This is a genomic window from Chryseobacterium wanjuense (genome assembly GCF_900111495.1).
GTDB classification, from domain to species: Bacteria; Bacteroidota; Bacteroidia; order Flavobacteriales; family Weeksellaceae; genus Chryseobacterium; species Chryseobacterium wanjuense.
Genome location: NZ_FOIU01000003.1, coordinates 1 through 23,167, shown reverse-complemented (window position 1 = coordinate 23,167; position 23,167 = coordinate 1). Strand labels below are relative to the sequence as shown.

Here is a 23,167-nt window from a genome sequence, read left to right as displayed (position 1 = left end):
CATGTATATTTAATTGTTACCAGCTGTTTTTATATCGCTTGTTTTTATATCTGTACCTAATCTTTGCAGATAGGCTATAAGGGCTATAATTTCTTTCTTTTCTAGTTCACCTTGTGGCCTTTTGGCGTAGGCTTCTTTCAAGTCTGTAGCCTCCGAAAAAATGTCTTTCACTATTATAGATGCCTGATTGTCGGCCCATTTATCAGCTGAATCAATTTGGGCTTTTGTGTAAGGTACATCAAATGTATTTTTCATGAATTTTAGCTTATCGATCATTTTAGATCGGTCTAAATTATTGGCTATTAGCCATGGATAACGAGGCATAATAGAACCGGCCGATGTGGACCTAGGATTATACATATGTTTATAATGCCAAGAACTTGGGTTTTTACCACCTTCTCTATGTAAATCTGGCCCTGTTCTTTTTGACCCCCAAAGGAATGGTCTGTCATAAACAAATTCCCCTGCCTTAGAATACTGGCCGTTTTTGCCGTTAAATCTTACAATCTCATCTCGGAATGGTCTTACAATTTGAGAGTGACAGGCATTACAGCCTTCGCGGATGTATAAATCTCTACCTTCTAATTCTAAAGGAGAATATGGTTTTACAGCTGAAATTGTCGGTACATTTTGTTTAAGCATTAAAGTTGGTATAATTTCTACAGCCCCTCCAACTGAGACTGCAATAAAAGATAGCACTGTGAATAAGACGGGCAATCTTTCCAACCAAAGATGTATACCTTCTCCTTCTTTTCTTTTATTATTAATATTAGCTAAGGCTGGTGCTTCTGCCGGTACTTCTTTTTGGAAAGAGCCTTTTCTAATAGTAGCCGCAAGGTTAATGACCATTAAGATAGCACCTGAAAAGTAAAATAACCCACCTAAAAATCTCATTTTAAAATAAGGGATAATTGCTGTTACTGTATCTAACCAGTTCTTCCATAATAATGTCCCGTCTGGGTTAAATTGTTTCCACATTAATCCTTGTGTAAATCCTGAAATATACATTGGTACTGCGTAGAAAATAATTCCCAAAGTTCCCAACCAGAAATGCCAGTTCGCCAGCTTAACAGACCATATTTTTGTTCTCCATAGGATTGGAATAAGGTAGTAGATCATTCCAAAAGCCATAAAACCATTCCATCCTAATGCTCCAAGGTGAACATGACCTATCACCCAATCGGTAAAGTGACCAATTTTGTTGATGTTTTTAGTCGCCAGTAGTGGTCCCTCAAAAGTTGCCATACCATAACAAGTAACTGCAACGACAAAGAATTTTAAAATAGGATTTTCTCGTACTTTATCCCAAGATCCTCTCAGAGTCAATAGTCCATTCAGCATTCCTCCCCATGATGGGGCAATCAGCATAATTGAAAAACCAGTACCTACAGCTTGTGCCCATGCTGGTATTGCTGTATATTGAAGATGATGTGGTCCTGCCCAGATATACACAAAAATTAACGACCAGAAATGAATAATTGAGAGCTTATACGAAAAAACAGGCCGTTCGGCTGCTTTTGGAAGAAAATAATACATTAATCCCAAAATTGGAGTGGTTAAAATAAATGCAACTGCGTTGTGACCATACCACCATTGTACAATAGCATCTTTTACTCCAGCATACGCAGAATATGATTTCCACCCCGTAAATGATAAGGGAACTTCAAGGTTATTGAATATGTAAAGCATTGCTACTGCAATCCAAGTTCCCAAATAAAACCAAATTGCAACATATAGATGTCTAACTCTTCTTTTTGTGATGGTTCCGAACATATTAAGTCCAAAAATTACCCATGAAAAAGTAAGAAGTATGTCGATTGGCCATTCATGTTCCGCATATTCCTTTGATGTATTGATTCCCATGAAGAAAGTAATAAAGGTTACTACGACCATTAACTGCCACGTCCAAAAATGAATCCAACTTAATGTTTTGTTAAACATTTCTGTTTTTAAAAGGCGAGGTACAGAGTAGTATACCCCAATAAAAAAGCTGTTACAAACAAATGCAAAGATTACAGTATTTGTATGCAACATTCTTATTCTACCAAATCCGAAGGCTCCATTAGTATCTATCAATGCTTGGATACCTCCGTCTCTCAAGATATGGATAGATTGGTCATCTGTCCCAAAAATGAATTCAGGCAGTTCAGGGTAAAACAAAAGCAGAGCCGCAGTCAGTCCAAAGACGAATCCTATTAAGGCAAAAACTATTGTTGCATATAAAAATGCACGTACTATGGTGTTATCATAGTAAAATTTCTGTGTTTCCATTATGTTCAAAGTTAATATACCACTATCATTTATTTATGGTGTTAATCATCGAAAAAATAGCTATTTTTATGATGATTAAAATATTACAGCAATAAAGTATGAAGGAGGTTTATCCAACATTTGAAATTGAAGGTCTGTCGACGTGTAATTCAATTAATGAAGTATTTACCATTGATAGATTTTCAGAATTTTTAGATCAAAATCCTGGAACAACAAAAGTTCATCGCCATTCTTTTTATCATGTTACCTATTTTGTAAAAGGATATGGTGAAAATTTAATCGACTTCAAAACATACGACGTTGCTCCAGAAAAGATTTTTTTTATGCGTCCGGGACAGGTTCATAGTTGGAGATTGGATGAAAATGCAGAAGGTTATGTAATTAATTTTTCCACTACTTTTTTTGATCAGTTGAAGATCAATTCTTCGTTAATTGATCAATTTCCATTTTTTAATTTATTTGAAAGTGACCAGATGGTAAATATTTCAAAGGAAAACCAACGTAAGTTGAAAGTTTGTTTTGAAGATATTATTGAAGAAATGACAGACATTCAATCTTGGTCACAAATAATGATTGCATCCTTAATACTTCAAATTTGTGCACTTGCTGGAAAAGATACTATCTCCAAAACTATATTTATTGACACGAATTATAATTCTTTAATATTAAAGCAGTTTATAGAGATTTTAGAAACTAATTTTCATCAATATAAATTACCCAAAGATTATGCAACTTCTCTAAATATAACACCTAACCAATTGAACTTTATATGTAAGCAACAAATTAACCTATCAGCTGGTGAAATTATTAGAAATAGGATTATTCTGGAAGCTAAAAGACTTTTGGTGAATTTTGATTTATCAATTACAAATATTGCTGAAGCATTAAATTATTCAGACCCGTCTTACTTTGTAAAATTTTTTAAAAAATATACATCATTTACCCCCGAGGCCTTCCGAAAGCAATATTATAATAAGTATTAAAAATCATTCAATAGTATTATAAATTTAATAAATTACGATTAATAGAAATGATTTCTGAAAAACATATAAAAGATTATAATTACAATATCACGCAGTATAGTAGTGGAGATTTTATCTATGAGGAAAATTCAACCTGTAAGAGTTATTTTCAAATTATATCAGGAACGGTCAAGCTTAATAATTACAGTGAAGATGGAAAAGAATTCATTCAGAATATTATCAATGCACCACAAGGATTTGGCGAAGTCTTATTATTTATTAATGAAAAGTATCCAACTAATGCCATAGCCTTAACAGATTGTGATATTATACAGATTTCTTCCAAAGATTTTTTTAAACTGTTGACTGAATATCCTAAATATGCGATAGAAATTAACAAAAGCCTTTCACGCAGGTTATATTATAAAATGATCATGTCTCAACATATATTTTCTAATGACCCTACTACGAGACTTAAAACTTTAATGAATTATTTTAAGAATATCTATTGCATAGAAAATGGTTTAAATTCCGAATATATTGTTCCGTTAACCCGCCAACAGATGGCAAATCTAACCGGATTGCGTGTAGAAACTGTTATACGAACTATTAAATTAATGGAAAAAAATAATCTGCTGAAGATAAAAAAAGGATTAATTTACTATTAAATAAACTAACCAGTTGTGATTTCAATCATAATAGAAAATTAAGCATTCAAAGTAGTTTTAAGTAAATAAAGTTGTTTCTTAAAACTTATACTATGAACGAACTTCTTAATGAGCCTGGTTTACAAATTACAATTGTTCTTTTTTTGATTCCCATCATTTTTGCACTTATTCTTATTTTAATAAGAGTAAATCGGATGATTTCTGATACATTGAAAAAAAAAGAACTTAAAAGGATATATGAGCATCTGAGTCATCTGCAGCCAGGCGAAATTTCTGCGTTGGAGGAACGAAAAAAAGAACTTGAATTCCAACTTTCAGGAAACGAACTTTCCGCAAATAAGCAAGTAAAAGACCCGCGTGGGTTAATAGACCAAGCAAATGAAATTCATGAAATCCGTTTTCTGCAAACCAAAAGAGAGGAGGGAAGGAATATTAAAATTCCGGATGAGGAAAAAAAATTAATCCTTTGGTTTCTTGGCACTAGTGTATTCTGGCTTTTTATGGGAACCACGGTTGGTGAATATCTTGGAATAAAATTTGTCGCTCCGGATGCTGACCATATCAGCTGGTTGAGTTTCGGAAGGCTTAGACCCGTACATACCAATATGGTTTTTTGGGGATGGGCATCTATGGCAATGGTAGGTTTCTCATATTATGTCATTCCAAGGGTGGGAAATACAAAAATTTTCAATCTTAAGATAGGATATGTGACTTTAATATTAATGAATTCTGCTGTATTTCTTGGTAGCGTTTGCTTAATGGCGGGAATCAATAATAGTGGCGGAGAGTACAGGGAATATATCTGGCCAGTTATGTTACTTTTTGCTACAGGAATTATAATTAGTATTTATAATCATATCAATACGATCGCGTTCCGAAAAACAGAAGAAATCTATGTTTCCAATTGGTATGTAGTCTCGGCTATGATGTTTGTTGTAGTCATATTGGTGGTTGCTTATCTTCCATTTTGGCAAGACGGTTTGGGAGAAACCATAACGCAGGGTTATTTTATGCATCAGGGAGTGGGGATGTGGTTTATGTTTTTCAATTTGGGATTAATGTATTATTTTCTTCCACAAGAGTTGAACAGTCCGGTGTATTCTTATAGTTTGAGTATACTTGCGTTTTGGACACAGATTTTATTTTATACTCTTATTGGAACTCATCACTTTATTTTTAGTGCCATTCCTTGGTGGATGCAAACCATTGCTATTGTTGCGAGCGTGGGAATGGTGATTCCCGTAGCTGCAGGGAGCATTAATTTTATGATGACTATTCGAGGATCTTGGCATCGCCTTAAATTGAGCTATGTGTTACCTTTTTATGTAGTTTCTATTATTTTTTATTTTACAGGCTCACTACAAGGTACAGCAGAGGCGTTTAGAACAACCAACTTATTATGGCATTTTACTGATTTTACAGTAGCCCATTCGCATTTAACGATGTATGGGATTATTACGTTCATGCTATGGTCTTTCACTTATACCTTAGTACCGAGACTTACTTCTTATGAACCACCAAGTATTACTGTAGGATTACATTTTTGGTTAGCTTTGGTTGGTGTTTTAGTATATACCGTTTCATTAATGATAGGTTCTACAGAAAAAGGAGTGATGTGGATTGAGAAGAAACCATTTATTGAAGGGGTTGTACATATGATACCCTTTTGGTTGTGGAGAGCAATCGGAGGAACAATGATGTGGTTGTCACATATCATCTTCGCATATAATTTTTACAGAATGATAAAGCCCAAAAAAGAAATAAAACTACCTCAGACACCAGGCGATATTTTAGAAATCATTCACAATAAACAAGTAAAAGCATAATGGATTTTTTTAGTGACCATAAGAAACTTTTTTCCTCAGCATTGGCGTTTTTCCTTTTTCTGACCCTATTTATATGCATATTTCCTGCGTTGAATAACCAAAAAGTATATCAACCTTTACAAGGAAGTAAACCATTTACAGAAGAAGAAAGCCGTGGGAAATCAATTTATATCCGTGAAGGCTGCGTAGCATGTCATACCCAGCAGGTTCGTAATGTAGACATGGATCAGGTATTCGGTAACCGTCCAAGCCTGGCTGTAGATTATGCCAGAAACAAAAGGATCAATCTTTTTCAGAATACTGCTACCCTCATGGGAACAGAAAGAACAGGTCCCGACCTTACCAATATTGGAGCCCGGCAATCCAGTAAAGATTGGCAATACTCTCATCTGTTCAATCCCAGAGCTGTAGTTCCTCAATCTATAATGCCTTCTTATAAATGGCTATTTATAGTTAAAGATCAGCTTGATCCTGGAGATAAGGAAATAAGTCTTCCTGATGCATTTAAAAAAGGAATTAAAGGAAAAATTGTTCCATCAAAAGATGCCAGTGATCTTGTTGCATATCTTCTCAGTCTTAAACAGACCGAACTTCCAAAGAGTATTCCTGCAAGAGAATTTCTATACAAAAAAGAAGAGAAAAAAGCTGAAGGAAATGCAGGAGGAGATAATCTTCCTGATGGAGAAGCTTTATTCATAGCCAATTGCGCTACCTGTCACCAAGCAACTGGGGAAGGAGTTCCAGGAGCATTTCCACCATTGAAAGGCGACAAAGTAGTGTTAGGAGATAATCTGGAACTCTATGTTACGATTATTATGAAAGGATATAATGGTCTGGCTCCTCAATTTGGAGAAATGCCAGCGGTAGGAACCAATGCTAATTTCAAACCTGAAGATGTGACTGCTCTCATTAACCATGAAAGGACAAGCTGGGGAAATAATGGGAAGAAAGTAACAGTTGAGGAAATAAAAATAATCATGGATAAAATAAAATAAAATAAAATAAAATAAAATAAAATGAAAAAATTAAAGCTTATATTTCCTGTTTTTGTCTTTTGGACTGGATATTTTCAGGCTTGCGATGCGTGTAAGCTTCAGCAACCCAAAATAACACAGGATTTTACACATGGTACTGGCCCGGAATCAAACTGGGATTGGGCTATTGTAATAATTATTGCAATAATTACCCTAGGAACATTTTTTTATTCTTTCAAATTTTTAATCAAACCAAACGAGAATAACAAAAAGCATATCAAAAATAATATATTGGATTTTTAAATCTTAGAAAATGTCTAAACATAATGCCATAGTCTTTATATATATAGATGAGGAATCGAATCCTATTGCAGAACTTCAGACTCCTATTGTTTTCAATCTCGATACTACGAAATTGTCGGACGGAGAACATACTTTAAAAATTATTAGCAGATTTGATAATAAAGAAGGTCTGAAAATCATACATTTTAATGTGCGCAATGGACCGATTATTCATATGGAGGGGTTATCTGACAATGAAACTGTCAACGGGACATTGCCATTAATGCTCAATGCATATGATACAGGTAGAAATCAAAGTTTCATTATAAAAGGAAGTGAAAATCCACGAACGATTCCAGTTTGGGTTTGGGTTATTGCTTTGGTATTTATAGCTTGGGCCGCTTTTTATATTGTTACAAATTTTAGTCTTTAGATAATTGTATTTGTCCAATTTTATTAGTCTTCTCAAGAAAGAAATTTTATGATAATTTTAAAATCTACCTAACATTAATAATACATTGAATGAAAATAAAACTTAAAAGAATCTATGAAACTTATTCCCCTACAGATGGATACCGTGTATTAGTTGATAGGTTATGGCCTCGAGGAATCTCTAGAGAAAATGCCCATATAGAGGAATGGAATAAAGAGCTTGCTCCTTCCACGGAACTCCGAAAGTGGTTTCATCACGATCCAAAACTTTGGAAGAGCTTTTCAGAAAAATACGAAATCGAGCTCAAAGAAAAAGATCCCGGAAAAGAATTTCTAAATCGAAATAAAAAACAAGATATCATCACTTTGGTCTATGGTGCTAAAGATGAGCAGCATTGCCATCCTTTGATTTTAAAAAAATATTTAGAAAATTTGATTTTAAATGATAAAATATGATAGATTTCTTTTTGAATCCATCTATCCAGCACCTAATTTTGTGAAAAAATTGAATTTATATTGGTAATGAAAAGAAAAAGCATACAAAGACACCATTATTTCAGATTAATTTTAATTTCTATCATAATAAGTATCTGCGCTTCTTTTCTAGGATACTCATTAAAGTTAATTACTGAATATTTTCAAAAGCTCATATTTCATTTTGCAGAAGAAGAAAATACCTTAATTTTTATTTTTCTGCCAACGATTGGGATTACAGCAATCTACTTTTTAAGAAAATACTTTTTTTTGAATAGAAAAAATAAAGGAATCACCGAAATTTACAAAACTCTTGATCAAAGAAAAAATCATCTACCTCTTTTCAAGATTCCATCACATTATTTTAATGGATTTCTTACTGTAATCTTCGGCGGTTCCACAGGAATTGAAGTATCTACGGTCGTTGCAACAGCAACTCTAGGAAATACGATATACGAAAAACATTTTTCTGCAAATATTTATAAATTGGAACTTATTAGTGCTGGGGTTGTTGCTGGGGTAAGTATTTTATTTGGAAGTCCAATTGCTGGGTGGCTTTTTGCTATGGAAGTAATTGCAAGAAAGTTTAATAAAACACTTTTTATAAGCTGTACTGCATCTGCTATCATTTCCGCTATTTTTCTTTGTTTTATAAAAAGTGAACCATTACTCTCTTTTGAAATTACTGGATGGAAATGGACTGCGCTTCCGTTTTTTGTAATCTTAAGTTTATTAGGAGGTGTTTTATCTGTTTATTTTACAGTTTTAGTTATTAAGATTAAAGATTTTTTTTCAGGAATTTCCAATAATTTTTTGAGGGTAAATTTAGGAGCTTTAATTGTAGGTGGGCTAATATTTTGTTTTCCGTTTTTGTATGGCGATAGTTATCATTCATTATCGGAAATTCTCAACCATCCCAAGAGTTACTCCTTTCTTTTTCTTCTTTTTCTAATTTTATTAAAACCATTAGCTTCTGCTCTAACTCTTGGCGCTGGAGGAGATGGTGGTGTTTTTGCGCCTAGTATTGTTGCAGGTGCATTCTTGGGACTTACCTTTGCTCTTTTTTGCAATACTTTTTTTGGAACATCTTTAATTTATGTAAATTTTGTGTTGGTTGGGGCTGCCGCTACTTTATCAGCATCTATTTATGCTCCTTTAACTGCACTTTTCCTGGTGTGTAATCTAGCACCTAACGGATATGTGTTATTCTTTCCAGTATTATTAGGATGTTGGGCTTCGCAAAACTTAGCTAGGAGAATTATACCCTATAATGTATATTCATATGATATTAAAAGCTAATAATGTCTGTTTTCTTTTCTTAAAAGTGTGTAAATTAAACAAATAATTTATGCAAACATGCGGGTTTTATGACGAATCAGGAGAATTTGCCTTCCGAGTTGGTTTGCCTGGAAAAAGTGGCGTACGGAGCGAAATTGTAGCAACATGCTTAAACATTATATCGTTTCGGTATGGTTTCCAAAATTAAATTTAAAAGGAAACTCGTACAGAGGAATGAAATCCTTGGAAGAATTAACGAGAGTAACGGAAGACTCAATTTTTGGGAATTATAATTACCATTGTTTTTTAGCTATTAAATGATCAAAGAATTTTCTTACAAACAATTTGGCAACGTAGAATTTAGCAATCATTTTTAGGAGACCAATTATTGACAGCCATAGGCTGATCATATCAAAATTCTTTTTATTCCTGAAAATGCTATCATACAGGTTGATTTTCAAGAAATATAAATGCAAACTGATTCGTTGTTATTTATCAATCCAAATGTGGTATTAAAACCTTTCGAAACAATTGGAGGGCAACTCATGAATTTTAATAAAGACTTTTACTGTGTAGAAATCCATGACCAGGAAGTAGCCTGTGATGGAATATTATACAATAATGTCTTTGAAATCCCATCTATTAATTTGAATCAAGAGCAGTCTGCTGACATCCAAAGGATCATAGGGGAAATCTAGTCTGAAATGGAGCTTGAAGATTCAAATACGGAGGAAGTGTTGTGAATACTTTTAAAAATGATTATATTGAAATCTACAAGAATTTGAAAGGAGCGGCATCAATTGGTTGATGTTGAGCAGCAGGCAAATGTACAGTTTTTGAGAAAGTTCAGTAAGCTGATCGAGAAGCAAAGAACTCCATACAGTTGCTGATTATGCAGACCTGCTTTTCATTACTCTTAAAAACTTAAGTAAAAAATAGGATTTGTCAGTAAGGAAACTCCCAATGAAATTATAAAAAATCATATTATTCTTGAAAGTAAAAGGTTTCTGGCTCACATCTCAATTACCGTAAAGAAATTGCTATAATCTGAATTACAAGGATGATGCCTATTTTATCCGTTTTTTTACAAAAAGCGCTGGGTCTCACCCATCACTTTTAGAAAGCAGTTCAAATAAATACCATTACCTCAATAATGCATCCATACTGCTTTAAAACTTTTTCCGGAATTATAGTTTAAAGATATAATATTAATAGAAGTTATTTCCAGAACTCATCAGCATACACCTCTTTTTTCTCAGGGTGAATATGATCCAGTTCTTTTCCGATCCAGTTCAGAACAGCATTGTTAAGTTTTTCCTCCAAATGGGGAAACCAGTTCCGTTCTTCAAAACGGATATGTTGTTCAAGAAGTTCCGCAAAATCAGAAAGCAGACGGGTATCTTCCGAGTGTTCGATTTGAGAAGCCAGTACCTTTATCTGAGCATGTTCTGACCGGATGCGTTCAGTATATTCATCCTCAAGATAAGCACAAAGGATCTGTTCTTCTTCTCTGAAATGTTCTTCCAGATAATTGTGCCAGAAGTGAAGAATATACTTTTTAATTCTGTCCGTTTCAATTTCCTTCTTCAGTCCTTGTCTGATTTTCCAGCTGCAAAGCAATCCGAAATGATGATCCCGTGAAAGAAGAATTATATTTTGGTTACGTTTCATGATTTTTTAATTAAAATAAAAAAGAAAACTAAACCTCATAGATTTCAGAAACTTATGAGGTTTAAAGTAAAGATTATATTATCGTTTTTCTTTCAGTGACCAGCCGAATTTTAACCCGATGATAAAAACAACCAGCAAAAATTCTCCGGCAGCTAGTAAAATATCCCCGGGAACCCGCATCCATCTTAAGAAATGCATGATATCCGTCTGCATAAATTCTGCGGAACGGGCATACCAGTATCCTTCTTTAATAGAGGCTACCGATTGCATAATACCTATAGGAAGAAGGCTTATCGTCACCATAACCAATAATCCGATATTGGTCAGCCAGAAAGCCCAACCAATTAATTTGTCATTCCATTGGCGGTCCGGGTACAGACCTCTGAGGACAAACATCATTAATCCGATTCCTAAAATTCCATATACGCCGAACAGGGCAGCATGGCCATGAACGGCCGTTGTGTTTAATCCTTGGATATAATACAGGGCAATCGGAGGATTGATGGCAAATCCGAAGATTCCTGCTCCTAGGAAATTCCAGAAGCACATGGCGATAAAACAATATATTGGCCATTTGTAAGCCTGAATCCATTTTGTAGATTTGCTGAGCTGATAATTCTGATAGGCTTCATAACCAATCAGGACAAGAGGTACAATTTCCAATGCACTGAAGGTAGCCCCCAAAGCAAGCACAGCAGTAGGCGTAGCGCTGAAATACAGGTGATGGAAAGTACCTAAAATACCTCCGCCAAGGAAAATAATAGTAGAAAATAATACGGCATTGGTAGCGGATTTCAGGCGTAATAATCCCAATCTTGTAAATAAGAATGCCGCCACTACGGTAGCAAAAACTTCAAAGAAACCTTCTACCCAAAGGTGTACAACCCACCATCTCCAATATTCGGCAATAGCCATATGAGTTTGCCTTCCATACATCAGACCGGCGCCATAGAACATGGCAATTGCTACAGAAGAAAGAGTAAACAAAAGGAGTAAGTGGCGGTCTCCGTCTTTACGTCTTAAAGCAGGAAGTAATGCTCTTACCATCAAAATCAGCCAGAGAATCAGCCCGATCAGCAATAAAATCTGCCAGATTCTCCCCAGTTCTACATACTCATATCCCTGATGTCCCCATAAAAAGTTATCTACCAACCCTAATTTTTGCATCACTCCCAGCCATTGCCCGGTTAAAGATCCTAACACAACGATCAGTAACGCTCCAAACAATACATTGACACCCAATTTCTGATATTTGGGCTCATATCCTGAAACCGCTGGTGCTATATACAATCCCGTAGCCAGCCATGAGGTAGCAATCCAGAATATTGCCAGTTGGACATGCCAGCTTCTGGAAACAGATTGAGGAAGAAACTGATCTAAAGGAATGCCGTAGAAACCACTTCCTTCGACTCCATAATGGGCTGTAATGACTCCGGCAAGCATCTGAACTAGGATTAGTAAGGCAACCACCCAGATATATTTTAAAGTAGCTTTCATAGATGGAGTAGGCTTCATATTCCGCAGAGGATCTTCAAGAGGAAGCGCTTCGTTGATTTCTTCCTCTTTATTCCTTGCGTGATAAAATACCAGAAGTCCAACACAAGCCAACAGTAACAATACACTGAATCCTGACCACAGGTGAAGCGATGGAGGTGGAACATTTCCTACAGCCTCATCATGAGGCCAGTTGTTGGTATAGGTGACATCATCTCCGGGTCTTTCTGTGATGCAAACCCAGGTACTCCATGCAAAAAAGGCATTCATTCTGGCCATCCTTCCGCGATCTTTGATGGTATTTTTGGGAATGGCATACTGATCACGCAGTTCCGACATGGAAGGATCATTCATGAATAATCTGGAGTAGTATTGAGAAAGTTGCTTTTGTACTTTTGCTCTTTCAGGAGAAAAGACGATCTCATTTTTATTTTTATTGAAAGTATTGGTACGGAGCTCCTTTTTCAGCAGTACCTGATACTTTGCCTGTTCATCATCAGGAAGTTCTTTGTATGTCTTACCTTCCTTTTTGGCCAGTTCGTCAAGCAGAAGAACCGCTTCCCGATGAAGATAATCGGCAGTCCAGTCAGGGGCAATATAAGCGCCATGTCCCCAGATGCTTCCCACGGTCTGTCCTCCAATAGACTGCCATACATTCTGACCATCTTTAATGTCCTGCCCCGTGGCAATCACTGTACCGTCCGCACTTACTATTTGATCCGGAATCGGAGGAACTTTTCTATAGATTTCGGTTCCGTAAAATATAAGAACTGCAAATGAGGCAATCATCACAATAGCAAGTCCTATCCAAAGTTTTTTAGGTGTCATTCGGAGAAGTTTTTAAGATTCAACAGTAAATTCTTTTTCCAGCTGAATGGCCTTTGGGAAAAGAATATTGTTTTCCAGATGAATATGCTTGTGCAGATCATTTTCAAAATCCTGGAGCATGGCAAAGGCTACTTTGTATGTGTTGCAGGCATCGGCAGGGGGAAGATATTCATCTGTGATCTCCGCTATTTTTCTGAAGCGTTCTCCTTCCACAGTATGCTCATGCTGCATCATATTCACCGGGTTTTCCACGGTGCCGAACGCTGGTTGTGACAGATGGCTGCCTGATATTTTAGCTTTAATCATATTTCTTACAAAAGGAAACAGAATAAGCTCTTCTTTTTTCATATGAGCGGCCAGGTCGTGGGCTGATTCATTAAATAAGGTGTTGATCTCGAATAATTCAGGATGCCTGCCCCCGTGAACTTTACATAGTTTATCCAGGAAGGCCTGCAAGACAGGAGTTTTCTCTTCTACATAACGATGGTGCGTTTTCTCAATATAATCTGCCAGAAGGTCCAGTGGCCAGCTGTTGAAATCGATGGAAGAGCCTTCGTTTTTTGGGATTGCCTCCAGTTCTGCATAAATTTTTTCAGGATCGAGTTTCTTGTTGCTGCAGGCCTCTTCTATCGTTCTTCCGCCTTTGCAGCAGAAATCGATTCCGTGTCTTTTAAAGATAGCAGCGGTTCTGAAGTCTTCTGCTACCATATTTCCTATTAAATCTGTTCTTGTATTCATAATATAATACTTTTTTGTCTTTTATTATTTTAAATTTTTTTGATTACTTTTTGAGCGAAAGAATGTACTTTACCATCTGTTGAGCGTCGTCTTTGCTTAATCCTTCATGAGGCGTCATCGGAATATCCCCCCAGTTGCCTTTTCCTCCGTCAATGATTTTCTGAGCCAGCTGATCAATATCTTTTTCGGTGTATTTTACAGCTACATCCTGGTAAGAAGGCCCGATTAATTTGGCATCTATTTTATGACAGGCAAGGCAATCAGCTCTTTTAATCAATGTAAGGCCGGGATCACCGGAAGTGTTTGGGGCAACAGCCGGTTCGAGGGTACTGACAGGTTGAGACGGCGCCTGTCCTGTGGAAGGTCCAGGTACTGGTATAGGAGTTGTTCCGCTTTTGTCAGAGCATGATAAGTTTATTGCTAATACGCTCAAAATCATTGCTATATTTATAAGTTGTGCTTTCATAATAATTGATAATGATTTATACTTTTTGTGCAAGAATGGACACCGCACAAAGGTTGTTCTCAAATTTTTTGAATGTTTTTCTCATTTGCATTATCCTGCAACGGATTTTAGGCTGCATGACTACATTTCCCGCGATTTTCAGGAATCCGGAAAAGCCTTCATCGCTGATTATTCTTTTAATTTCCAACAGGTGCATCGGTGCTGTTTCTGTTTTTAAAACCTTAAATCCCTCTTTTTCCAGTAAATGAGTCCATTCAGGAATGGTGAGTGGGCGGGTATTTACCTTCAGGGTTAAAGCGAGCTCCTTCTGAATCTGTAATTTTACATTTTCATCCAGACTGTCAGGAGCGAGGGCCAGCTCATGGATGGCATAAAAGCCCTTAGGTCTCAGGATTCTTGAAGCTTTCTGAATAATCTCAGATTTTCTGTGATCGGCATGCATGCTCAGCATAGCTTCACCATATACTTTATCGGCGGATTGATCAGCTAGTGAACTCTGTGCCGCATTTCCCAGTTGAAATTGTGCAGAAGTATGTTTGAAATTCTTTTTCAACAGGTTTACAGACTCCTGTTCGGCATCAATGCCTATATAAGATGCCGGATTTTTTTCCAGAGTGAGTTTTGCGGTAAAACCAAGACCCGGAGCAAATTCGACTACACGATCATCGGGGGTAATATTCAGCATAGCCAGCATCTCTAGGGTAAGCGCTAAACCTCCCGGACGAAGGACTTTTTTACCGATCTTGGCCAGCAGCCAGTGGGCGGACATTTTTTCAATAGGATCTGTTTTCATTGGGTTGGGTTCTAAATTGTAATACAACAGCCAGGATCAGAATGATGGCTTTTGCTGTTTCGGCATAAATAAAATAATCATGCAGCGGAGTAGGAGCCAGTGGCTTACCGGACGAAATGAGATCTGCCCGTTCATCTAAAACCGGAAGCATCCAAAACTGTTCTAAGACCAGGATAGAAAGTAAAACAATGGTGATTGTAAAATCCAATTTTGTATAGTGGCTCTGGCTGATTGTCATGAAGATCAGAATCAGGGTCAGAAATAGGGCCTGTATTTTTGTAGAGATTCCGAACATCAGTTTCCCCAACCCCAAAGCTGTTGAAAGTGTTATTCCCTCTACCTGAAACTTCAGAGGAGTTTCTACAAAGCTTACTGTTATAAACATTCCTGCCATAAGGCAGAATAACATGAGTATAACAGGGTTTTTAAGATAGAGTTTCATTTTTTTGGATTATTTAATATATTAATACCTTTTTATCTTTTATTGATTTAAATTTTTTTATGCCTTAAGGTAGGTCAATTTTAAATCCAGGTTATCTACAAACATTTGTACTTTGGATGTTTCAAGCATAATGCGAAGATCCTGTCTGATACTTTTAAACTGGTTATGGAGAGGACAGGGATGAATTTCAGAGCATTGATCGAGCCCGAGTCCGCATCCGGAAAACAGTTTATCACCGTCAATTTCCCTAACAATATCAGCAATATTGGTGCCCAGGTTTTTCTCATCCATATAGAAACCTCCATTCGGTCCCTTTGCAGATTGTACAAATCCTTTTCTGCTCAGATCCTGAAGGATTTTCGCGATAAAATGCTCAGGAGAATTAATGCTCTTTGAAATGTCTTTAATTCCGACCCTGCTGTCATTTTTAGACTGCTGGGCAATATAAATTAAAGCTCTTAAAGCATACTCGCAGGTTTTGGAAAACATTGTAACTGATTTTATAGGGCAAATATATAAATTTATTTTTAATAAAAGATAAAAAACTCTTTTATTTTAATGAGGCTTGATAAAGATCATGAAAAGGTTTGGTAAGCATCTATTATTTTTATCATATCATTAGTTCCGGCGTCCATCGGCTCTTCGGCAACGGCAATACGATATTTTGAATTTTGTATCAGTATAGCGCTGATCAATTTTTTTGAACTTTATGAAAAGAGCAGTCATTACAATGCTTTTCAGGATCACTTGAGTGCTGTGGATCCTTTTGTAAAAGACTTTGTTCATAAACAGGCTCTAAGCTTTCGGCCGGAGGAATGCTTGAAGACCATGCTGTAAAGGCTTCCAATAAACTGTTGGTGGGAAGAATGAATGTCCAGAATCATGTAAGTTTTGCCATGGATTATTATGAAATGATGATATGGCTACTGGCAGCATTTCTGTTGCTGATTCTTCTTTTTCCCTATCTGAACCGTACTGCCCTTTATTTAAAATCCCACAGATTATCACCTGCATAAACGTCAATCATTAATTCTACAAGATAGTGCTAGAATTTCATTTTCCATTAACATTCTAGTGTGATCCTGCTTTTCAGAAAGGGATTTACAGTGATTTATACCTTTGAATCTGATAATTTTACCTTGTGGATATTCATCACAGAAGTAAATGTACCTTATTTCCCAATCTTTTTTAAGTTGGTAGCATTTCTTTTATCCCACGACATAGGATATACTTTTAAGGGGGAGTGATACGTTTTCATTTTACACGAATTTTTACACGGTTAAAATTTAACGCTCAAGGAAAATTAAAAATATAAAACTGCAAACCCTTTGTGGATGAGGGTTTGCAATGAATTTGTACCCATAACCGAAGATATATCGAAACATTTGGTGGGAGATTTAGAAAGAATTGTAGAATTAAATAATCCTGTCATCTGACCTTGACGAGCTTCTATAAAAATATTTTTGTCAATGATTTAATCCGTTTTTAGCCAAATTAAACAAGAATTGGTAATTCCAATTTTAACTTTTAATCACTTACAGTGGTAAAGTTTTTTGCAATATAATTTTTTTTTGGTAAATGTAATAATCAAATAGATATATTTAGATCTTAGTTGGCTTCAACTATTTTTACTGTTTAATGAAGATTTAATTAATAGTTTGATATTAATAGATAATCTAATGAAAGTTATGTATTTTCTTAAAACAGAAAATACTACTCATAGGTTTATAGTTTTTTTTTATGTAAATTTTAATATTTAAAACAAAAATCCATCTTCAAAATTATTTGAGATGGATTTTTCTAAGTTTATTTTTAAATTAGAGAGAAAAAACTGTTCAGATTTTATTTACACTGTTTTTTCTTTGGCAAAAGAAGGTATGTTTTCTCAAAAACAAATTTTTAACGGATACAAAGTATTATTTAAATCTGAATTAATAAAAGTTATGATTTATTTAATGGATAAATTCATTTTCTGTTATTTAAATTCAGATGACAGTTCTGATCTTAACTAAATTTTTGGCTTCATCAACATTTATTCAATACAAATTTTAGGTAATTTTTGTTTGGAATACTAATATTCTTAAGTAAATGCCAAGTGATGTTGTTCTTCTTTAGCAGGTTTGGTAAATTAGTAAAAGATAACTTCTTCTCCACTTATTTAATGCTTTCATTGTATGCTCGTTATAAAGTAATATTTTGTAATTTTAGAATTAACAAAACAATTAATATACTATGAAAATTATACTAGATACAAACATTTATCGAAACTTGATTAGAGATAAAACCCCCAGAGGAAATTGATTCATTACAAAAAGAAATAATCGAGGCAGCTAAAGATAAATCAATAATTATAACATTTCCTATAATTCCAGCAATGGAACTTATAAATCATTATAATGATGCTCATCCAATTGAAAAAGATGAATGTAGAAAAGGTCTGACACTATTAGTTAACTTGTCTACCGAAAAAACAAACAATAATTTACACGTTAAATTTACTCCGCCAATGGATGTAATTCTAGGGAACTATCTTTTTGGAAAAGAAGAAAATTTTCTGAAAATGTATTCCCAAACGATAACACTAGCACAAAAACTTGCAGGAAATGATCCAATTACACCTGAAGATAATATTGATGATGCCATTGAAGCGGTTGGCAATCAATTAGATTTTGAAAAAGAGATGATTAGACAAAACTACGAAAACTACATCAAATCTATCAATGAAGGAAATGTGGATTGGGCTTACTTTGAAGGCAAAGTCAAGAGAGAACAAAGGCGAAAATTTTTGGCTAGTTTGAGAAAAGGGGAATTGTCATTTTTAGTTGCACAAAGTATGATTGATCGAGCATATTTTAATGTAAAAGAAACCTATCAAAAGGATGAAGGGTTTTTTCGAACGGTTGTTAAGTTCATGAAAGATTTTTGTCCGGCTCTTGTAATGAATGAATTATTATTGGACAACATCGGAAACGGAGTTATTGCAATTAGTGATTTGAAAGATAAACGCTGGAATACTATCCTAGATATTTCTTTAATATTTGGAACTCTTTATAATCCACAGGGTGAGGATGTTGTTTTAGTAACAGAAGATCAAAATATAATTGATTCTTTCAATAAGTGTGGTTTTGACGGTAAGGCTATAAAGTTGACCGATTTTCTTGCGTTACTAGGCTTGGAACAATAAAGATTCTTGCCTTCGGCTAAACTGTGATTTTTAAAAAATTCATGTTAAACATTTTCTCTTTTACGGAAAACCGTAATTGACTTATTATAATATTTCTTAAGTTTGATATATAACTAAAAAAATATCCATATGCCAAATTATGATATTGTCGTTAGAGACAACAAGAATAAAATCTGCCAATTCTTTATCGGAATTTCGGGAGATTATGAAAACGACATTACAATGAATGTTGCAGAAATACAAAAGAAATTTCCAGAAGTGAATATGCATACAATTGATACTGCGAAAAACTATGTAAAACATTTTGAAGATTTAGGATATACAATTGATAATGATCTTTACAGTAATCTGTTGAATTCTAAGTAAACAAATCAAATTCTGATATTTTGAAATAGTTTCTTTTAAATTAACTTTTTGTTGGCAATAGCTTTCATAAGTAGTAGCTGTTTAGTGCTTCGAGACATTCGAGGCCTTTTTTTATTAATTAGAATATAATTTACATTATTATAACCTTGGAGAATATGTATGAAATTATTTACATCAGTACCACACATAAACAAAATGGACAGTGTAATGCTGATGAACTTTGTAAAATAGTTGAACAAATACATCCTGAAGTTATTTTTTTAGAAGCCTTAAGAGAAACTTATTCGAACAATCAAGAACATTTATTTTCCGACTTTGGGATTTTGCATAATAAACTTGAGATCGAAGCAATCCAAAAATATCAGTACAAATCTACCTTTAAATATGTTCCTGTGCTGGATAGTGGAATGTCCGACGTATTTAATGAAAAATATGAAATAGCAACTCAAAATATAGAGTTACAAAGAAAAATAGAAAACTTTAATGTATTATCGGCAAAATATGGTTTTCAGTTCCTTAATAGTGATGTAAGTATACAGCTTCAGGAAGATATGCGCAAATTGGAAAACATTATTTTAAGTGATACCGCATTAAACAAAGATGCAATCAATTCTATTGATTTGTACGAAGATGAGATGCTTGACAATATTTATTCATACTGTAAAACCAACCAATTTGACAAGGCAGTGTTTATGTGTGGCGTTGCCCATCGAAAATCAATAATTAATAAGGTAGAAAAATTAAATAAAAACAAAGATATAACTTTAGATTGGAACGTTCTTAGGTTTTAAAGCGATGCATTATTTTAAAATTAGAAACATGAACATAGAGGAATGTAAAGAACTTCTTGATCTCTTTTTAGCAAGATGGACTGTTGAAAATGTCTTAGATATGACTTTGGAAGAATATGTAGGGCTTGGAAATAAAGACACATTTTGTCAGTGGATAGAAACAAGAACGAGAATACTTGGAAGCATTAAAGGAATGACTTCTATTAAATTCGGAATATATGAAAGGAAAGATTTAACTAAAAGACCAAAAAACTATAAAAATGATGAAAAATATTCCTGGCTGAAGGCATATGGGGTTAGTAGAAAAACTGCATTTGAGAATACTAGAAATGACCTGATTAATATTATAAAATTTTCGGAATGCGGGAAATTTGATCTGATTGATAATATCCTTTTACCTGACCTGTTTAAATGGAAAGTCGCGTTTTTGTACTCTAATGAAAGGCTTATCCCAATATTTAAACGTGATGTTTTGCTTAAAATAGCACATTTTTTTGGTCTAAAAGCAGATCGTAATACCAAAATTTCAGACATTCAGAATGTAATGATGTTGAATAAACCGGCAGATCTTGATGTATATAGTTTTATGAGAAAGTTATACGACGAGTTTGGTACTGAAGATGATAAAATTGAAATTGCAGGAAGAACCATTCGAATAAAAGAAATGAGGACAAAGAGGAGGGCGACAGGATCGAGAAATATTGAAACGCAGGTAAGAAAGGGAGGAGCTTCATACGTGGCACAGCAGAAGCATAACAAAATTCAGGAAGCATTAGTAAAATTACTCTCCGACACGTATGGTAGGAAAAATGTTCTAATTGAGGAGAATTTCATTGATGTAAAACTCATCCAGCCGGATTATGTTTCTTTTTATGAGGTCAAATCATCATCATATGCTTCTCAATGCGTAAAGGAAGCACTGGGGCAGATATTACTTTATTCACTCAATGATAGAGATGAAAGACCTAGGAAGCATATTATCGTGGGACAGTACCCGGCAAACGATAATGATATAAAATATATCGAATATTTAAAACAGAATTTGAAACTTGAATTTGATTATATAAATGTAGCAATAGAATAAAAAATCGCAGAAAGCTGAAAATACTTAACTACACATAAAATAGAGTATGGATATTGAAAAATATAAAGAAAATGCCTTAAAGATTTTATCTCCCATAAAGCCAGTCGATGTAAATACAAAAGCAAACGAAGAACTTTTATTTTTTGCTGAAAGAAGTGATGCAGGAAGAGAGATTCATGATTACTACTTAGTTTATTTTTTATTTGTAAATTTATTAGGTTTCAGAGATGCAGGAAGATTCGAGAAGCTTGCTTGGTCTATTCCAATTGATTTCAATGGAAAAGCATTTTTAATTGAGCATAGGAAAATGGGAGTGGGTGTTTTTATTCAAAATAAAGAAGATGAAGAGGATGCTCGAATCATTACTAAGAAAATTAATGGCGCTATAAAATCCTCCAGACCATACTTTAATTATTTAGCTGAAGAGGCTATCAGGAATTCTGCAATAAATATTGTAAATAACAATGGATATTTATTTGAAAGGTTTAATTATTTTTTGAAGCTTTATAAAGCAGCAAATAAAAAACTAAGTAAATTATCGAAGGAAAGTATTTGGAAAGATAATCATTTGATACTTGCCTCGAAAGAATATCATAAAGTAAGACCAAATGTCAGATGGCTAGCAATTTCTACAATTGAATCCTTTTTTAGCTGGACAGAACATTTGTTCATTCATCTTGCGGTCATTACACAAAAGATAAAAACAGGTGAGGAGGTTACAAAATTAATTGATGCTGAATGGAAAACTAAATTTAATACGGTCATATCTGACGATAAGCTAAAAGAATATTATGATGAATTACTTTTAATTAGAAATCAAGTTAGGAACTTTGTGGCTCACGGTGCATTTGGAAAAGAAGGTAATGCATTCTATTTTCATTCCGGTGCAGGTGCTGTACCTGTAAGAATGGATTTCAATAAGACCAAAAATAGGTTTTCTTTTAGAGGTACACTGGAATTTAAAGACCATGAAGTGATAGGTTTGATAGAATCTTTTATCTCTGATGTAAATAGCTCCAATTTAAAACCGGCTCTCACCTATACACAAGGCCATGGGTTGGTCACAATTTTACCTTATGCAAGCAATGGGATGTATGAATCTGCTATGCATGATAATGACACAATGGAAAAATTTTGTGATCATTTGCAGGGAATCTTTGACAATGCAGCAAATATGGACTGGTAAAATCTAAATCTACTAATAAGCTAATAAACCAATGACAAAAATTGAAAGGGTAGAGCAGTATCTACATAAATTTTTCACGTATAATATTTTTGAGTTCACTGATTTTTACAGGGCAGTAAACGAACAGAGAGAATTTGGGATTTATAGGCTTCCAAAGGGAGATGAAATTCTTAATTTTCTGAATAATATTCATTCCAATATTGAGGAAAATCTCAACTTCGAACAATTAATACCTCATAGATTTGCTACACCGCAAAACTTACTTTTTTATTTACAAAGATTTATTGATGACATTAATGGAGACAGGCATCTTGTAGATAGCCTTTATGACGGTGAAGATACCGATTGGATTATTTCCAGCTTTGTGATGTATATAGAAAAGATCTTATCAGCTTTTGAATATGCCATTGAAATTTATGATCTAGAGGATGAAAATGTTTTACTATATCAAAAGTTGAGATATCAATTAATAAAACACAATATAGACGATTTCATTACTGATCTAAAATCCATTTTTGCAAACGTTTCTTACGAGATTGTTAAACAGACAGAAGGCTATTATCATGCAAATGTCTTTTTGATTTTGAAACTACTTGGATTTGATATTGTTCCGGAGGAATCAACAAATATTGGAAGGATAGATGCAGTTATACGATTTAGTCGTAAAATATATATAATGGAATTCAAATTTTCAGAGGATTCTGATGATTCTCAAGAAGCTTTAGACCAAATTTTAGTTAAAGATTATGCAGAAAAGTTTAGAATTGATAATCCTGACATTTATGGAATTGGAATCAGCTTTAACAGTAAAATAAGGAACATCAGAACCTATAAAGAGAGCAAACTTTAATATCTATTTATATGAATTAGTCAATACTTAATCTGACAGTTATAATCAAATTAAATAACTTTAAAACAGATTAAGTATTATGACAACACAACAAAAAATTATCAAAA

Annotated in this window: 25 protein-coding genes and 1 pseudogene; 18 read left to right on the top strand and 8 right to left on the bottom strand. The window is 34.3% G+C overall.

The annotated features are described in order from the left end of the window. Window positions 1-9 precede the first annotated feature (9 nt). A complete protein-coding gene (ccoN, locus tag BMX24_RS16610; protein ID WP_062676336.1) occupies window positions 10-2,271 on the bottom strand; it encodes a cytochrome-c oxidase, cbb3-type subunit I in 2,262 nt (753 codons plus the stop codon). A 98-nt stretch (window positions 2,272-2,369) separates the two neighbouring features. Here ccoN and BMX24_RS16605 point away from each other — a divergent pair, with 98 nt between their 5' ends. The 10 genes and pseudogenes from BMX24_RS16605 (at window position 2,370) to BMX24_RS16560 (ending at window position 9,865) form a co-directional block, all read left to right on the top strand. Further along, window positions 2,370-3,254, top strand: coding sequence for an AraC family transcriptional regulator (locus BMX24_RS16605; RefSeq protein WP_062676335.1), 885 nt, complete (start codon window positions 2,370-2,372; stop codon window positions 3,252-3,254). Window positions 3,255-3,301: 47 nt separating this feature from the next. Continuing rightward, complete coding sequence (locus BMX24_RS16600) at window positions 3,302-3,901, top strand: Crp/Fnr family transcriptional regulator (RefSeq protein WP_062676334.1); 600 nt, start codon at window positions 3,302-3,304, stop codon at window positions 3,899-3,901. Window positions 3,902-3,993: 92 nt separating this feature from the next. Then, window positions 3,994-5,727, top strand: coding sequence for a cbb3-type cytochrome c oxidase subunit I (locus tag BMX24_RS16595; protein WP_062676333.1), 1,734 nt, complete (start codon window positions 3,994-3,996; stop codon window positions 5,725-5,727). Further along, complete coding sequence (locus BMX24_RS16590; protein WP_062676332.1) at window positions 5,727-6,722, top strand: cbb3-type cytochrome c oxidase subunit II; 996 nt, start codon at window positions 5,727-5,729, stop codon at window positions 6,720-6,722. Before BMX24_RS16595 ends, BMX24_RS16590 begins: the two co-directional genes overlap by 1 nt. Window positions 6,723-6,743: 21 nt before the next feature. Continuing rightward, window positions 6,744-7,004 (top strand): hypothetical protein, encoded by a 261-nt coding sequence (locus BMX24_RS16585; protein WP_062676331.1) that lies wholly within the window; start codon window positions 6,744-6,746, stop codon window positions 7,002-7,004. 10 nt (window positions 7,005-7,014) lie between these two features. Continuing rightward, entirely contained in the window at window positions 7,015-7,416 is a 402-nt protein-coding gene (locus BMX24_RS16580; protein WP_062676330.1) for a hypothetical protein, read from the top strand. An 89-nt stretch (window positions 7,417-7,505) separates the two neighbouring features. Then, complete coding sequence (locus tag BMX24_RS16575; protein ID WP_089794768.1) at window positions 7,506-7,871, top strand: DUF488 domain-containing protein; 366 nt, start codon at window positions 7,506-7,508, stop codon at window positions 7,869-7,871. Window positions 7,872-7,937: 66 nt separating this feature from the next. After that, a complete protein-coding gene (locus BMX24_RS16570) occupies window positions 7,938-9,188 on the top strand; it encodes a chloride channel protein (protein ID WP_062676328.1) in 1,251 nt (416 codons plus the stop codon). A 49-nt stretch (window positions 9,189-9,237) separates the two neighbouring features. Further along, a pseudogene (locus tag BMX24_RS16565) lies at window positions 9,238-9,488 on the top strand (glutaminase); the annotation flags it as partial. A 149-nt stretch (window positions 9,489-9,637) separates the two neighbouring features. Continuing rightward, entirely contained in the window at window positions 9,638-9,865 is a 228-nt protein-coding gene (locus tag BMX24_RS16560; RefSeq protein ID WP_062676327.1) for a hypothetical protein, read from the top strand. Between the two features lie 520 nt (window positions 9,866-10,385). Here the strand turns inward: BMX24_RS16560 and BMX24_RS16555 are convergent. The 7 genes from BMX24_RS16555 to BMX24_RS16525 all read right to left on the bottom strand — a co-directional run bounded on the left by BMX24_RS16555 (window position 10,386) and on the right by BMX24_RS16525 (window position 16,088). Then, window positions 10,386-10,838: a hemerythrin domain-containing protein gene (locus tag BMX24_RS16555; protein WP_062676326.1), complete on the bottom strand. Its 453-nt coding sequence runs from the start codon at window positions 10,836-10,838 to the stop codon at window positions 10,386-10,388. 78 nt (window positions 10,839-10,916) lie between these two features. Next, entirely contained in the window at window positions 10,917-13,160 is a 2,244-nt protein-coding gene (locus tag BMX24_RS16550; protein ID WP_062676325.1) for a nitric-oxide reductase large subunit, read from the bottom strand. Between the two features lie 12 nt (window positions 13,161-13,172). Next, a complete protein-coding gene (gene ric, locus BMX24_RS16545) occupies window positions 13,173-13,898 on the bottom strand; it encodes an iron-sulfur cluster repair di-iron protein (RefSeq protein WP_062676324.1) in 726 nt (241 codons plus the stop codon). A 43-nt stretch (window positions 13,899-13,941) separates the two neighbouring features. Next, a complete protein-coding gene (locus BMX24_RS16540) occupies window positions 13,942-14,364 on the bottom strand; it encodes a c-type cytochrome (protein WP_062676323.1) in 423 nt (140 codons plus the stop codon). A 16-nt stretch (window positions 14,365-14,380) separates the two neighbouring features. Continuing rightward, window positions 14,381-15,157: a class I SAM-dependent methyltransferase gene (locus BMX24_RS16535; protein WP_062676322.1), complete on the bottom strand. Its 777-nt coding sequence runs from the start codon at window positions 15,155-15,157 to the stop codon at window positions 14,381-14,383. Beyond that, window positions 15,138-15,599, bottom strand: coding sequence for a hypothetical protein (locus BMX24_RS16530; protein ID WP_062676321.1), 462 nt, complete (start codon window positions 15,597-15,599; stop codon window positions 15,138-15,140). The genes BMX24_RS16535 and BMX24_RS16530 overlap by 20 nt, the downstream gene beginning before the upstream one ends. Before the next feature lie 57 nt (window positions 15,600-15,656). Then, a complete protein-coding gene (locus BMX24_RS16525) occupies window positions 15,657-16,088 on the bottom strand; it encodes an RrF2 family transcriptional regulator (RefSeq protein WP_062676320.1) in 432 nt (143 codons plus the stop codon). A 326-nt stretch (window positions 16,089-16,414) separates the two neighbouring features. Here BMX24_RS16525 and BMX24_RS21290 point away from each other — a divergent pair, with 326 nt between their 5' ends. The 8 genes from BMX24_RS21290 (at window position 16,415) to BMX24_RS16485 (ending at window position 23,060) form a co-directional block, all read left to right on the top strand. Further along, window positions 16,415-16,615: a hypothetical protein gene (locus tag BMX24_RS21290; protein ID WP_062676319.1), complete on the top strand. Its 201-nt coding sequence runs from the start codon at window positions 16,415-16,417 to the stop codon at window positions 16,613-16,615. A 774-nt stretch (window positions 16,616-17,389) separates the two neighbouring features. Further along, complete coding sequence (locus BMX24_RS16515; RefSeq protein WP_062676318.1) at window positions 17,390-17,611, top strand: hypothetical protein; 222 nt, start codon at window positions 17,390-17,392, stop codon at window positions 17,609-17,611. A gap of 362 nt (window positions 17,612-17,973) precedes the next feature. Beyond that, entirely contained in the window at window positions 17,974-18,783 is an 810-nt protein-coding gene (locus tag BMX24_RS16510) for a hypothetical protein (RefSeq protein ID WP_062676317.1), read from the top strand. 129 nt (window positions 18,784-18,912) lie between these two features. Beyond that, entirely contained in the window at window positions 18,913-19,149 is a 237-nt protein-coding gene (locus BMX24_RS16505) for a hypothetical protein (RefSeq protein ID WP_062676316.1), read from the top strand. 155 nt (window positions 19,150-19,304) lie between these two features. Next, window positions 19,305-19,940: a hypothetical protein gene (locus tag BMX24_RS16500; protein ID WP_062676315.1), complete on the top strand. Its 636-nt coding sequence runs from the start codon at window positions 19,305-19,307 to the stop codon at window positions 19,938-19,940. A gap of 28 nt (window positions 19,941-19,968) precedes the next feature. Further along, the gene (locus BMX24_RS16495; protein ID WP_062676314.1) at window positions 19,969-21,024 is read left to right on the top strand and encodes a hypothetical protein; all 1,056 of its coding nucleotides are present in this window, start codon (window positions 19,969-19,971) and stop codon (window positions 21,022-21,024) included. 46 nt (window positions 21,025-21,070) lie between these two features. Further along, entirely contained in the window at window positions 21,071-22,210 is a 1,140-nt protein-coding gene (locus BMX24_RS16490) for a hypothetical protein (protein ID WP_062676313.1), read from the top strand. Window positions 22,211-22,241: 31 nt separating this feature from the next. Continuing rightward, a complete protein-coding gene (locus BMX24_RS16485) occupies window positions 22,242-23,060 on the top strand; it encodes a PD-(D/E)XK nuclease domain-containing protein (RefSeq protein ID WP_062676312.1) in 819 nt (272 codons plus the stop codon). Window positions 23,061-23,167: the final 107 nt, after the last annotated feature.